14 protein-coding genes (1 of these 14 only partly in view) are annotated in these 12,465 nt (G+C 62.9%); 5 read left to right on the top strand and 9 right to left on the bottom strand.

Annotation, left to right across the window (positions count from 1 at the left end; genetic code table 11):
- Positions 1-3: 3 nt before the first annotated feature.
- Genes hisF through hisB form a run of 5 tightly spaced genes read right to left on the bottom strand, consistent with a single transcriptional unit; the run spans position 4 to position 3,321 of the window.
- Positions 4-780, bottom strand: coding sequence for an imidazole glycerol phosphate synthase subunit HisF (gene hisF, locus VH564_RS20770; protein ID WP_423341760.1), 777 nt, complete (start codon positions 778-780; stop codon positions 4-6).
- The gene (gene hisA, locus VH564_RS20765) at positions 777-1,526 is read right to left on the bottom strand and encodes a 1-(5-phosphoribosyl)-5-[(5-phosphoribosylamino)methylideneamino]imidazole-4-carboxamide isomerase (protein WP_423341759.1); all 750 of its coding nucleotides are present in this window, start codon (positions 1,524-1,526) and stop codon (positions 777-779) included. Before hisA ends, hisF begins: the two co-directional genes overlap by 4 nt.
- Positions 1,527-1,554: 28 nt before the next feature.
- A complete protein-coding gene (gene hisH / locus VH564_RS20760; protein ID WP_423341758.1) occupies positions 1,555-2,205 on the bottom strand; it encodes an imidazole glycerol phosphate synthase subunit HisH in 651 nt (216 codons plus the stop codon).
- A gap of 2 nt (positions 2,206-2,207) precedes the next feature.
- Entirely contained in the window at positions 2,208-2,687 is a 480-nt protein-coding gene (locus tag VH564_RS20755; RefSeq protein WP_423341757.1) for a DUF2628 domain-containing protein, read from the bottom strand.
- A 25-nt stretch (positions 2,688-2,712) separates the two neighbouring features.
- Complete coding sequence (gene hisB / locus VH564_RS20750; RefSeq protein ID WP_423341756.1) at positions 2,713-3,321, bottom strand: imidazoleglycerol-phosphate dehydratase HisB; 609 nt, start codon at positions 3,319-3,321, stop codon at positions 2,713-2,715.
- Positions 3,322-3,528: 207 nt separating this feature from the next.
- Between hisB and hslV the strand changes: the two genes are divergently transcribed.
- From hslV to VH564_RS20730, 4 genes are all read left to right on the top strand, one after another.
- Entirely contained in the window at positions 3,529-4,059 is a 531-nt protein-coding gene (gene hslV / locus VH564_RS20745; RefSeq protein ID WP_423341755.1) for an ATP-dependent protease subunit HslV, read from the top strand.
- A 46-nt stretch (positions 4,060-4,105) separates the two neighbouring features.
- Positions 4,106-5,413, top strand: coding sequence for an ATP-dependent protease ATPase subunit HslU (gene hslU, locus VH564_RS20740; RefSeq protein WP_423341754.1), 1,308 nt, complete (start codon positions 4,106-4,108; stop codon positions 5,411-5,413).
- Positions 5,414-5,576: 163 nt separating this feature from the next.
- On the top strand, positions 5,577-5,945 hold the full coding sequence (locus VH564_RS20735; RefSeq protein WP_423341753.1) for a hypothetical protein: 369 nt from the start codon (positions 5,577-5,579) through the stop codon (positions 5,943-5,945).
- A 292-nt stretch (positions 5,946-6,237) separates the two neighbouring features.
- Positions 6,238-7,191 carry a DUF1402 family protein gene (locus VH564_RS20730; RefSeq protein WP_423341752.1) on the top strand — a complete coding sequence of 318 codons (954 nt, stop codon included), beginning with the start codon at positions 6,238-6,240 and terminating at the stop codon, positions 7,189-7,191.
- A 139-nt stretch (positions 7,192-7,330) separates the two neighbouring features.
- On the opposite strand, the gene VH564_RS20725 is transcribed toward VH564_RS20730, so the two are convergent.
- Positions 7,331-8,005: a L,D-transpeptidase gene (locus VH564_RS20725; protein ID WP_423341751.1), complete on the bottom strand. Its 675-nt coding sequence runs from the start codon at positions 8,003-8,005 to the stop codon at positions 7,331-7,333.
- Between the two features lie 175 nt (positions 8,006-8,180).
- On the opposite strand from VH564_RS20725, the gene VH564_RS20720 reads away from it, so the two are divergent.
- Complete coding sequence (locus VH564_RS20720) at positions 8,181-8,669, top strand: MmcB family DNA repair protein (protein WP_423341750.1); 489 nt, start codon at positions 8,181-8,183, stop codon at positions 8,667-8,669.
- 7 nt (positions 8,670-8,676) lie between these two features.
- On the opposite strand, the gene VH564_RS20715 is transcribed toward VH564_RS20720, so the two are convergent.
- The 3 genes from VH564_RS20715 to hrpB all read right to left on the bottom strand — a co-directional run.
- On the bottom strand, positions 8,677-9,258 hold the full coding sequence (locus VH564_RS20715) for an ActR/PrrA/RegA family redox response regulator transcription factor (protein WP_423341749.1): 582 nt from the start codon (positions 9,256-9,258) through the stop codon (positions 8,677-8,679).
- A 65-nt stretch (positions 9,259-9,323) separates the two neighbouring features.
- On the bottom strand, positions 9,324-10,634 hold the full coding sequence (locus tag VH564_RS20710; RefSeq protein WP_423341748.1) for an ActS/PrrB/RegB family redox-sensitive histidine kinase: 1,311 nt from the start codon (positions 10,632-10,634) through the stop codon (positions 9,324-9,326).
- Between the two features lie 25 nt (positions 10,635-10,659).
- On the bottom strand, positions 10,660-12,465 hold the 3' portion of the coding sequence (gene hrpB / locus VH564_RS20705; RefSeq protein WP_423341747.1) for an ATP-dependent helicase HrpB. It continues 663 nt past the right edge of the window; only the last 1,806 of its 2,469 coding nucleotides appear in the window; its start codon lies beyond the right edge, outside the window — the gene reads right to left on this strand; its stop codon occupies positions 10,660-10,662.

Raw genomic sequence — 12,465 nt, 5'->3', positions numbered from 1 at the left:
CGGTCAGTCCAGCCGCATGGCAATGCCACGCCCGGACATATAGCGCTTTGCTTCGCCAATCGAATAGGTGCCGAAGTGAAAAATGGAGGCTGCCAGCACCGCATTGGCGTGGCCCTCGGTGACGCCATTGACCAGGTCGTCCAGAGTGCCGACGCCGCCGGATGCGACGACCGGTACACGGACCAGATCCGCGATCGTCCGTGTGAGTTCGAGGTCGTAGCCGCTCTTGGTGCCGTCGCGATCCATCGAGGTGATCAGCAATTCTCCAGCGCCCAGCGACACCATCCGCTCGGCGAATTCGACCGCGTTGATGCCCGTCGCCTGCCGTCCGCCATGGGTAAAGATCTCCCAGCGATTGTTTTCGCCAGCTGCCGATACCTTCTTGGCATCGATGGACACGACAATGCACTGGTTGCCGAACTTGTCGGCAGCTTCGGCGACGAAATCGGGATTTTTGACCGCCGCCGAGTTGATCGACACCTTGTCGGCGCCGCAGAGCAGCAGCCTGCGGATGTCGCTGAGCGCGCGGACGCCACCGCCCACCGTAACCGGCATGAAGCATTGTTCGGCAGTCCGGGCCACGACATCGAAAATCGTGTCGCGGTCGTCCGAGGAGGCCGTGATGTCGAGGAAGCAGAGCTCGTCGGCACCCGCCGCGTCATAGGCCTTGGCCGCCTCGACAGGATCGCCGGCGTCGATCAGGTCGACGAAGTTGACGCCCTTGACGACACGGCCATCCTTGACGTCGAGGCAGGGGATGATCCGGGCCTTGAGGGTCATTGCGCCATCTCCTTGTCCCGGAAAGCCTTGATCAACGTCAGCGCTTCCGTCGGATCTATCCGGCCGTCATAGAGTGCGCGGCCCGAAATCGCGCCTGCAAGCTTACGGGCATCCGGCTGAAGCATCCGCCTGACGTCTTCGATCGAGGCCAGGCCTCCGGAGGCGATGACCGGAATGGACACGGCTTCGGCCAGTTCCAGCGTCGAGGCCCAGTTGATGCCGGCGAGAATGCCGTCGCGATCGATGTCGGTGTAGATGATCGCCGCCACGCCGGCGCCCTCGAATTTGCGTGCCAGTTCCACGATGCCGAGCTCAGAGGCTTCCGCCCAGCCCTCGACGGCCACCTTTCCGCCCTTGGCGTCGATGCCAACGGCAACGCGGCCGGGGAATTTCCGGCAGGCCTCGATGACCAGTGCCGGGTCACGGACGGCAACGGTCCCGAGAATGACGCGGGCAAGGCCGCGTGAAAGCCAGCTTTCGATGTGGTCGAGCGTGCGGATGCCGCCGCCTAGCTGCACCGGATTGCGGGTTGCCGAAAGGATTGCATCGACAGCGGCACCGTTGACGCTCGTCCCGGCGAAAGCGCCGTTGAGATCCACCACATGGAGCCATTCGAACCCCTGATCCTCGAATGCTTTCGCCTGCGCGCCGGGGTCGGGATTGTACACCGTGGCCTGCTCCATGTCGCCGAGCTTCAGCCGCACGCACTGGCCGTCCTTGAGGTCGATGGCGGGAAAAAGGATCATGTCTTCAATCCGTTGGAGAAGCGGGGCATCAGGGTTTCCAGCGCAGGAAATTGGCGATCAGGGCAAGGCCGAGTTTCTGGCTCTTCTCGGGATGGAATTGCGCGCCAACGAGATTGTCGCGGCCGACGAAGGCCGTCATGGCGCCGCCATAGTTCGTGGTGGCAATGACGTCGTCGGGGTTGCTGGCGGCCAGATGATAGGAGTGTACGAAGTAGGCATGCAGGCCGTCGGCGCCAGTCGGGATGTCTGCGAACAGCGGATGCGGGCGGTGGAGATCGAGCGTATTCCAGCCGATCTGCGGAATTTTCAGCGACGGATCGTTCGGCGTCATCTCTATGACGTCGCCGCTGATCCATCCCAAACCCCGCGTGGTGGTCTTCTCGAGCCCGCGCGACGACATCAGCTGCATGCCGACGCAAATGCCGATGAACGGCCGCGCGTCGCGCTCGACCACTTGTGTCAGTGCTTCCGACATGCCGTCCACGGCATCGAGGCCGCGGCGGCAATCGGCATAGGCGCCGACCCCCGGCAGGACGATACGGTCGGCGGAGGCAACCCGGTCTGCCTTGTCGGTAAGCTCGATCTCGGCATCAATGCCGATTTCGCGGGCCGCGCGCTCGAAAGCCTTGGTCGCCGAGCGAAGATTACCGGACCCGTAATCGATAATGGCAACGCGCATGCTCAACGTCCTCCGTCATAGCCGATCAGGCCAAGCACGGCAGCCGAGTGGCCGCTGCCTGCCTTCACGACATGGATATCCCGTTCAACGGGTCGTATATCCGCCGAGTTGCTGTCGGCAATCTCGCTGAAATAGATGTCTTCCGCTTCCGCCAGATCGCGCGCCGACACCAGCCCATCTGTGACGAACCCGCGCGCTAGAAGGCTGCGCGCAAACAGCATCGGCCCCTCGACGGCAGTCAGGATGCTGATTGCCAGCAAAAGCGCAAATCCGGCGGACCATTGCGAGCGGACGCCCATCAGTTCAAGCGCAAGCCCCTGCAGCATCAAGGCGCCGATGCCACAAAGCCAAAGGCGGTGGCAGAGCAACCAGATTCCGGGAAACAGGAAGGCGATCAGCGAGAAGCCGTCACGGATAAACCGCGTCTTCTCGTGGTCGCTGCCTGGCCCGGTCTCGGGCGTCAGAACGATGAAACTGGCCATGACGGCCCTCCGCTGAAGTTTTCGCTCAGGCGAGCGTGCCCTTGGTGGAGGGAACCCGGCCAGCCTGGCGTGGATCGATCTCGGTCGCTGTCCGGAGCGCCCGAGCGACGGCCTTGAAGCAAGTCTCCGCGATGTGATGATTGTTGGCGCCGTAGTGATTGAGGATATGCAGGGTTATGCCGGCGTTCTGCGCCAGTGCCTGAAAGAATTCACGGACGAGTTCCGTATCGAACCGTCCGATCTTCGGCGCGCTGAACTGGACATTCCAGACGAGGAACGGCCGACCGGAGAGATCGACGGCGGCCTTGGTCATGGTTTCGTCCATGGCAAGATCGATCGAGGCATAGCGGGTAATGCCGCGCCGGTCGCCGAGCGCCTTGGCAATGGCCTGGCCGATCGCGATGCCGGTGTCCTCGACGGCGTGATGGTCATCGACATGGAGATCGCCCTTGGTCTCGATTTCCATGTCGATCAGCGAGTGACGCGACAGCTGGTCGAGCATGTGATCGAAAAACCCGACGCCGGTCGAGATCTTCGACGTTCCGGTGCCGTCGAGATTGACGGTGACCGAAACCGAGGTCTCGTTCGTCGCGCGGGAAATGCTTGCCGTGCGGCTTGCTGCGGTGTCTGCCATGACCTGCTCCATCGATAATGGCCGTCCATATCAGCCGGATGCGCAAATATCCAGAAGTTCGTCGTGACAGGCGCGCCTTTGCTGCAGACGGGCGAAGAACGATAAGGGCTGATATTTGCAATCGTCAAAAGCCCACTTACATAGGCTTCAACAGGGCCGATGCGCGGCCCGCTGAAACGCCCGTAACCCGGGCAAGCAGGTGTTTTGATGACAACGATTATTACCGTCCGAAAGGGCAACCAGGTGGTCATGGCGGGAGATGGACAGGTCAGTCTCGGCCAGACCGTCATGAAGGGCAATGCGCGCAAGGTGCGGCGCATCGGCAAGGACGGCGAGGTCATTGCCGGCTTCGCAGGCGCCACCGCCGATGCCTTCACGCTACTCGATCGTCTTGAAAAGAAGCTGGAGCAATATCCGGGGCAGCTGATGCGCGCTGCCGTTGAACTCGCCAAGGACTGGCGGACCGACAAGTATCTGCGCAATCTGGAAGCGATGATGCTGGTCGCCGACAAGACGACGACGCTGGCCCTGACAGGCAACGGCGACGTATTGGAGCCCGAGCATGGCACCGTGGCCATCGGCTCCGGCGGAAACTATGCCTTTGCCGCAGCCCGCGCGCTGATGGATTCGGATAAGTCCGCTGACGAGATCGCTCGCCGCGCACTCGATATCGCCGCCGACATCTGCGTCTATACCAACCACAATATTATCGTTGAAACGATCGCGTCCGACGCTTGAGCCTCCTCTGCGGATCGTCTTCTAGCCCTGATGGGAAACCAGAATAATGACAAATTTTTCTCCCCGCGAAATCGTCTCCGAGCTCGACCGCTATATCATTGGCCAGCATGAGGCTAAGCGCGCAGTAGCGATTGCGCTACGCAATCGCTGGCGCCGCCAGCAGCTGGCACCCGACCTGCGCGACGAAGTCATGCCGAAGAACATCCTGATGATCGGCCCGACCGGTGTCGGCAAGACGGAAATCTCCCGTCGCCTCGCCAAGCTCGCCGGCGCGCCGTTCATCAAGGTCGAAGCCACGAAGTTCACCGAAGTCGGCTATGTCGGCCGCGATGTCGAGCAGATCATCCGTGATCTGGTCGAGGTCGGCATCGGCCTGGTGCGCGAAAAGATGCGGGCCGAGGTCGAATCCAAGGCGCATATGAGCGCGGAAGAGCGCGTGCTCGACGCCCTCGTCGGTGCCACGGCCTCGCCGGCCACCCGCGAAAGCTTCCGCAGGAAGCTGCGCGACGGCGAACTCGACGACAAGGAAATCGACATCGAGATCGCCGATACCGCCTCGGCCGGCTCCGGTTTCGAGATCCCCGGGATGCCCGGCGCCAATATTGGTGTTCTCAACCTGTCGGAAATGTTCGGCAAGGCCATGGGCAACAAGACCAAGAAGGTCCGCACCACGGTCAAGGCCTCCTATGCCGACCTCATCCGCGACGAATCGGACAAGCTGGTCGACAACGAGGTGGTACAGCGCGAAGCCGTGCGTTCGGCCGAAAATGACGGCATCGTCTTCCTCGACGAAATCGACAAGATTGCCACCCGCGAAGGCGGCATCGGTGCCGGTGTGTCCCGCGAGGGCGTGCAGCGCGACCTGCTTCCGCTGGTCGAAGGTACGACGGTCGCGACCAAATATGGGCCTGTGAAAACCGACCATATTCTGTTCATCGCTTCCGGCGCCTTCCATGTCTCCAAGCCCTCGGATCTGCTGCCGGAGCTGCAGGGCCGCCTGCCGATTCGCGTCGAGCTGAAGCCGCTGAGCAAGGACGACATGCGCCGCATCCTGACGGAAACAGAGGCAAGTCTCATTCGCCAGTACAAGGCGCTGATGGAAACCGAAGGCTTTTCGCTGGATTTCACCGACGACGCTCTCGATACGCTCGCCGATGTCGCGGTTCATCTGAACTCGTCCGTCGAGAACATCGGCGCCCGTCGCCTGCAGACGGTGATGGAACGCGTGCTGGACGACATCTCCTATAATGCACCGGATCGAGGCGGTGCCTCGCTCACCATCGACGCCGCCTATGTGCAGAAGCATGTCGGCGACCTCGCCGCCAATACAGACCTGTCTCGCTACATTCTGTAGCGCCGGTCGCGGGTCCGGTCCTTCGCTTGCGGGGACCGGACCTTGGCTCCGCCATGAACACGGTATTCATCGGCCATTAAGCCAAATTAAATATAATCCGCTTTATCAGATGGCTCTGATTTTGGGCAAAAAGCCCGGTCCTTGAGCCTTCATGGAGGTGGCAATGTTTAAAAAGACCGTTTTATCGATGCTGGTTCTGGCAACCGTCGCCGGGGGTGCGCTGAGCACCGCGAGCACTGCCGAAGCCCAATACCGCCGGCCGCCGCAGGACGATGGCTGGGATCGCGGGCCGCCTCCACCGCAGCGTCGCCATCACCACAACAACAACGGCGGCATCATTGCCGGCGGCATCGCAGCCGGCGTGCTCGGCGGACTGATTGGCGGTGCCTTGGTCAACAGCGGCGATAGCGGCTACGGCTACGCACCCCCTCCACCTCCGCCCCCACGGCCGCGTTGCTGGTTCGAGGATCGTCAGGTCGACAACCAGTACGACGACGGCTGGCATCGCGAACAGGTCCGCGTCTGCAACTAGCTCTGCGTCTTCGTAGGCGCAGTCGCGCGTATCCAGATCAAATTTGTAAATCGAGGGACGTGATCTGCCGCAGGCAGGTCGCGTCCCTTGGTTCTGTCATTTCCGCTGGCCTTCGCTCGGCCGTGACGTTATTCGCGGCATTTTGCACCATCACCCCTCGACACCGGCCCGTTAACTTTTTAGGTGATGGTCACTTTCCTTTGGCGGGAAGCGTCGGGTCGGCATCATTCGGCCAAGATTGTCATCCACGCCACGGCGAAACACCGATGAACCTTCGACGGGGCAGCCAATCGTGCGACGCATTCTCATTTCACTTCTGGTTGCGGTTCTGGGCTTCAGCGCAATCCCGGCGAAAGCAGCCGGCGTCCTGACAGTGCCACCCGGAAACCGCAACGCGGAACAGCCTGCCATACCCGGCGCGTCGGTCCGTCGCACCAAAGGCACAGATTCCAGCTTCGAACGAAAATATCAGAAGATCCGCCATCTCCTCGCCACCGACAACAAGCTGATGTCGAAGATCAAGTCGGTGTCGAGCGCCTATGGTATCAATCCGATCCATGTGGTCGGTGCACTGGTCGGCGAGCACACTTACAATGTCGATGCCTATGACGGTCTGCAGGCCTACTACGTCAAGGCGGCCTCTTATGCCGGCGAAAGCTTCAAGTTTGCTTATAATGGCGAGAAGGTCGACGATTTCGTCGCCCGGCCGCAGTTTGCCAAATGCAGCGGCAAGAGCGACAGCTATAGCCTCTGGACCTGCCGCGAAGATGTCTGGGACGATAGCTTCAAAGGCAAGACGGTCGACGGCAAATCTTTCCCGAACAACCGCTTCAGCGCAGTATTTTTCCAGCCGTTCTACGCCGGCCAGACCTTCGGCCTCGGCCAGATCAATCCGCTGACGGCATTGATGCTGTCTGACCTGGTCTCCCGGACGTCGGGCATTCCGAAGCTGGACGAGCGTAAGGCCGGCGACGTCTATAACGCCATCATGGATCCCGATATTTCACTGGCCTTCGTGGCTGCTGCGGCTCGACGGTCGATCGATGATTACCGCTCGATCGCCGGCATGGACATATCAGGCAATCCGGGCATCACCGCCACGCTTTATAATGTGGGCAATTCGCGCCAGCGCGCTGCGGCCCTTGCAGCGCGCAACCGGGGCGTCAGTCAGCCCGTTTGGCCGGAGGAAAACTATTACGGCTGGCTGATCAACGACAAGCTGGATGATCTGAAGTCCCTGCTGTAAGAGACGCCTCCCGCATCGAAGGCACAGGCTGACCGCCGCTCTGGCAGAACGCCAGCATCTGCTGCTCAATTGGTTTCCGCTGAATGCAAAAAGGCCGTCGGATTTTCATCCGACGGCCTTTGTATGAAGCGCTTTCCGTTTACTGGATCACGACCACCTTGGTCGTGTGGCCCGGCAGAACGCGGCTGTAGAGGTCGATGACATCCTGGTTGATCAGGCGGATGCAGCCGGAAGAGGCTGCGGTGCCGATCGACGCCCATTCCGGCGTGCCATGCAGGCGGAACAGCGTGTCCTGGCCCTTGTCGTTGTAAAGGTACATGGCGCGGGCACCCAGCGGGTTCTCGAGGCCTGGGTTCATGCCGCCTTCGACGAACTTGGCGATTTCCGGACGACGCTCGGCCATTTCCTTTGGCGGGTGCCAGTTCGGCCATTCCTGCTTCCAGGCAACGTAGGCATTGCCCGACCATGCAAAGCCGGCCTTGCCGACGCTGATGCCGTAGCGCATCGCCTGACCATCAGGCATGACGTAGTAGAGATGACGCTCGCGGGTGTTGACGATGATCGTCCCCGGCGCTTCCGTCGTCTGATAGCTGATGATCTGGCGGCGGAACTCCGGCTTGACCTTCTGGATCGGGATTGCCGGCAGCGAGAAGCCGGAGTCCTGCGTGACGCCATAGTCGCCGTCAAAGGTCTTCAGGGTTTCGACCGAGGAACTGGCGGAGGTGATCGGCGCTGCGAGCGCGGTAGAGGAATAGCCGGCCGCGGCGAACGTCGCGACAAGGCCCAGTACGGTCATTGCATTGCGGAGGCGCATGGGAGTCTCTCAGGTATGTGTTCGGAAATCAGGGTTCTGCCAACCATCTGTGGCGAAGGTTTATTTTCGATAGGGCTGCAATGCAAGCAAACGCGCCGGACAAATCCCCGTGTAGAGGGCGAATTAGAATGCCATGGTTTTTTTGCAACAAAACATGGTTTAGACTGGCCTCATCATGACGATTCTCAGCCTATACAATAACAATCCGTTAATAGACGGCCGCCAGTCCGAGCGGGCGATGCTGGTGCGCAAGGGTGCGCAGCGACTGCTGCACGAGATGCGGCACGCGGTGCTGCCGGAATTGACGCTTGCCGGTGGACGGCGCGCCGATCTCGTCAGCCTGAGCGAAAAGGGCGAGATCTGGATCATCGAGATCAAGTCGTCGATCGAGGACTTTCGCGTCGACCGCAAGTGGCCGGAGTACAGGCTGCAATGCGATCGCCTGTTTTTCGCCACCCATAAGGATGTGCCGCTAGAGATCTTCCCGGAGGAGTGCGGTCTTATTCTCTCCGATGGCTACGGCGCCCATATGGTCCGCGAAGCGCCCGAACATCGGCTACCGCCAACGACGCGCCGTGCTGTCACGCTGAATTTCTCGCGTGTGGCGGCGCAAAGGCTGTTGATGGCCGAATGGGCAACGGGGCGACCGCTGCCAACAGAGTAATCGAACGCTATTTCGGAGCCCGCTTGGCGAGGATCCGCTGCAGGGTCCGTCGGTGCATGTTGAGGCGCCGCGCCGTTTCGGAGACGTTGCGCTCGCACATCTCATAGACGCGCTGAATATGCTCCCAACGCACCCGGTCGGCCGACATCGGGTTTTCCGGCACGTCGGCCTTGGCGCCGGGGCGCTGCGTCAGCGCCGCATAGACATCGTCTGCATCGGCAGGCTTGGACAGATAATCGACGGCGCCGAGCTTCACCGCCGTCACGGCCGTGGCGATGTTGCCATAACCCGTCAGAACAATGACACGTGTGTCGTCGCGGCGCTGGCGTATGGCCTCGATGACGTCGAGGCCATTGCCGTCTCCGAGCCTCAGATCGATCACCGCGTATTTCGGTGGATGCGCCTTCGACTTCGTCACGCCTTCCGCGACGCTATCGGCGGTCTCGACCTGGAATCCCCGCGTTTCCATGGCCCTGGCCAGGCGTCGCAAGAAGGGGCCATCGTCATCGACAATCAGCAAGCTCGCATCGGGGCCGATATGCTCGTCAGTGAGAGGAAGCGTCTGATAGTCGTGGTCTGGCTCTGTCATTAGGCGATCCCGGCGGTGTGCCGCCTGCGTTTTTCTGCGTCGATGTCAGTAATAAGCCTCTCGGATCAGTTTGTCGAATTGCTGTCTATCAAAAGCCGCGGCCATTCGACGCGAACCCGCGCACCCGGCGTTTCCGCCTCGCGGTTGCCGAATGTCAGCGTAGCGCCTGATCGCTCCAGCAGCGTCTTGGCGATAAACAGACCAAGCCCCAGTCCGCCGGCCGTGTCTTCCCGCTGCCGCGTCGTCACATAGGGCTCGCCGATCCGCGTCAGGATGTCCGGCGCATAGCCGTCGCCGTCGTCCTCAATGGTGATCGCCAGGGTCTCCGCATCGAAGGCGACCGTCACCGTGACGGTTTCGCGGGCATAATCGACGGCGTTCTCCACGAGGTTGCCGAGCCCGTACATGATGCCGGCGTTCCGGTTCAAAACGGGCTCCCCCGCGCGCGGCGTTTCCTCGACCAGCGACAGGCGAATGCCGAATTCGCGGTGCGGCGCCAGGATCTCCTCCATCATCGAGGACAGCGTCAGGTACCGCATATGCGCTTCGTTCTCCGCCGACAGGGTGGTGATCCGCCGCAGGATGTCGCGGCAGCGCTCGCTCTGGCTGCGCAGCAGCGCCACGTCCTCCCGGTAGCGCTCGTCCTTGCCGAGTTCGCGCTCCATCTCTTTGGCGACGATGCTGATCGTTGCCAGCGGCGTGCCAAGTTCGTGGGCCGCCGCCGCCGCCAATCCATCCAGCTGCGACAGGTGTTTTTCCCGCTGCAGCACCAGCTCTGTGGCGGCAAGCGCATTGGCCAGCTGACTTGCCTCCATCGACACGCGATAGGCATAGAAGGCGGCAAAAGCCATGGTCGATGCGATCGAGCACCAGACGCCGAGCTGCATGACTTCGTTGATGGCGATCGTCGTCCCATCGTGCCAGGGCAGGGGAAAGGGGGAGAAGGCAAGCGAGGTGATCGCCACCATGGCAGCCAGGATCAGCGTCATGCTGTAGCGGATCGGCTGCGAGGCAAAGGATATGATGACCGGCACGCAGACCAGGATCGAAAAGGGATTGGCAAGCCCGCCGGTAATGAACAGCAATCCGCATAGCTGCAGCAGGTCGAGACCGAGCAGGGCAAAGGTTGCCGGCGGCTCCAGCCGGTGGGTCGGCGGATAGCGCAGCGTCAGGAACAGGTTGATCCAGGCAAGGCAGGCGATCAGCACGCAGCAGGGCAGGAGCGGCAAGGGGAATTGCAGCCAGAAGGCGACGATAGCCACTGTCGCCGCCTGGCCGCCGACCGCCAGCCAGCGAAGGCGCACCAGGGTCTGCAGTCGCACGCGTCGGCTGGTGTGGAGATTGCCGGCGCGCAGCGTGTCGCTTTCGACTGTCATGTCTCGTCCTTGCAATTGCTGGTGTTCAAGTCCCACGCGGCTTGACCCGCGTTGTCGGTGCCGCCGATGCCGGATCTTCCGGCCAGGGATGGCGGGGATAGCGGCCGCGCATGTCGGCCCGCACATCCTTCCACGAGCCGGCCCAGAAACCCGGCAGGTCGCGCGTCGTCTGGATCGGCCGATGCGCCGGCGAGGTAAGCTCGAGCACCAGCGGCAACCGGCCGCCGCCGATGGCCGGATGCTGCCTGAGCCCGAACAGCTCCTGTACGCGAATGGTCATCAGCGGTTCCGGACCATCATACTGGATCGGATGCCGCTGCCCCGTCGGCGCTTCGAAATGCGTCGGCGCCATGCGCCCGAGCTCCCGTTGCAACTCGTGCGGCAGCAGCGACATCAGCCCGTTCGACAATCCACCGGGGGCGATATCGGCAAGCCCGCGAGCCTCGCCCTGGAACGGCACGAACCATTCGTCCATCCGCGCCAGCAGTGCCTCGTCGCTCATATCAGGCCAGGGCAGCCCGATCGTCCGGTGTAGAAAGCCGATCCGGTAGCGCAGCTGCGCAGCCTCCTTGGAAAACGGGACGACCGCAAGCCCGAGATCGCGGATCCCCTCGGCCAGTGCGGCCGCCACCTGCGGGCCGGAGGGGCGTGGCAGCGGCGTCTCATCAAGCACGATGGCGCCCAGCCGCGTCACCCGGCGCGCCCGCACCTGCCGGCTCGTTCGGTCGAACAGGCATTGGTCTTCGGTCTCGACGCTGTCAGGCAGTTCAGCCTCGACGAGGTCGCGGGAGATCTCGGCTGCGGCCTGGATCCGTCCCTGTGCGGCCCGCCCCGTGAGGTCTGCAATGACGAGCATCGTCGCGCCCGATAGCCGTTCCGTCGCTGGCAATTCCGCACCCCGGCCATTGGCCATGACGAAGCGGCCCCGGCCACCGCGTTGCAGCGCGATCCGGTCGGGAAAGGCATGCAGCAGCAGGGCGCCGGCCAGCACAGGCTCCCCGGCACCTCCCTTGCCGCCGCCGGCTGTCGATGCCAGCCGCGCTGCCAGCCGCCGCGCGGCCTCGGCCCTCTCTCCCTTCTCACCACGGAACCGCCGTAGCCGCTCCTCGAGGTCGGTGCTTGGCCCGCCCAGCCCCTGTTCGGTCAAAAGCACGGCCAGCAGTGCCGCCGCCTGCGCTTGTCCGGCGTCTGCCGCCGAAATCACCATCGCGGCCAGCCGTGGCGGCAGCGCCATCGCCCGCATCAGCCGGCCCCGCGCCGTCAGCCCGTTGCCCTGGTCAAGCCCGCCTAACTGGCGCAGGAGCGTCCGCGCCTCCGCAAGCGTTGCGGCCGGCGGCTGGTCGACAAAGGCAAGGCTGCCTGGGTCCTCGACGCCCCAATGGGCCAGATCGAGCGCCAGGCTCGAAAGATCGCTGGAAAGGATCTGCGGCGGCGTGAAGGCCGGCAGCGCCGCCGTCTGGCCGGGATGCCAGAGGCGGATCGCCATGCCCGGCTCGGTACGGCCGGCGCGGCCGGCGCGCTGGTCGGCCGAGGCGCGCGACACCCGCACGGTTTCGAGCCGGGTGATGCCGGTTGCCGGTTCGAAGACGCCAAGCCGCTGCAGGCCGCTGTCGATGACGATGCGCACGCCGTCGATGGTGATCGAGGTCTCGGCGATCGATGTCGCCAGCACGATCTTGCGGGTTCCGGGCGCCGATGGCCGGATCGCCGCATCCTGCTCCCTTTGGCTGAGATTGCCGAACAGCGGCGCCACCAGCGTCTCCAGGCCGAAGCGCCCCTCCAACCGCTCGGCCGTGCGGGTGATCTCGGCCTGTCCCGGCAGGAAGGCAAG

It is taken from the genome of Rhizobium sp. HT1-10 (assembly GCF_049472505.1).
Classification (GTDB): domain Bacteria; phylum Pseudomonadota; class Alphaproteobacteria; order Rhizobiales; family Rhizobiaceae; genus Rhizobium.
Note: the sequence above shows the minus strand (reverse complement) of the source record. Positions and strands in the feature narration are given on the sequence as shown.

Excerpts from the sequence above, each read along its gene's own strand:
- hisF (WP_423341760.1), bottom strand. The coding sequence starts at position 780 with ATGACCCTCAAGGCCCGGATCATCCCCTGCCTCGACGTCAAGGATGGC.
- hisA (WP_423341759.1), bottom strand. The coding sequence starts at position 1,526 with ATGATCCTTTTTCCCGCCATCGACCTCAAGGACGGCCAGTGCGTGCGG.
- hisH (WP_423341758.1), bottom strand. The coding sequence starts at position 2,205 with ATGCGCGTTGCCATTATCGATTACGGGTCCGGTAATCTTCGCTCGGCG.
- VH564_RS20755 (WP_423341757.1), bottom strand. The coding sequence starts at position 2,687 with ATGGCCAGTTTCATCGTTCTGACGCCCGAGACCGGGCCAGGCAGCGAC.
- hisB (WP_423341756.1), bottom strand. The coding sequence starts at position 3,321 with ATGGCAGACACCGCAGCAAGCCGCACGGCAAGCATTTCCCGCGCGACG.
- hslV (WP_423341755.1), top strand. The coding sequence starts at position 3,529 with ATGACAACGATTATTACCGTCCGAAAGGGCAACCAGGTGGTCATGGCG.
- hslU (WP_423341754.1), top strand. The coding sequence starts at position 4,106 with ATGACAAATTTTTCTCCCCGCGAAATCGTCTCCGAGCTCGACCGCTAT.
- VH564_RS20735 (WP_423341753.1), top strand. The coding sequence starts at position 5,577 with ATGTTTAAAAAGACCGTTTTATCGATGCTGGTTCTGGCAACCGTCGCC.
- VH564_RS20725 (WP_423341751.1), bottom strand. The coding sequence starts at position 8,005 with ATGCGCCTCCGCAATGCAATGACCGTACTGGGCCTTGTCGCGACGTTC.
- VH564_RS20720 (WP_423341750.1), top strand. The coding sequence starts at position 8,181 with ATGACGATTCTCAGCCTATACAATAACAATCCGTTAATAGACGGCCGC.
- VH564_RS20715 (WP_423341749.1), bottom strand. The coding sequence starts at position 9,258 with ATGACAGAGCCAGACCACGACTATCAGACGCTTCCTCTCACTGACGAG.
- VH564_RS20710 (WP_423341748.1), bottom strand. The coding sequence starts at position 10,634 with ATGACAGTCGAAAGCGACACGCTGCGCGCCGGCAATCTCCACACCAGC.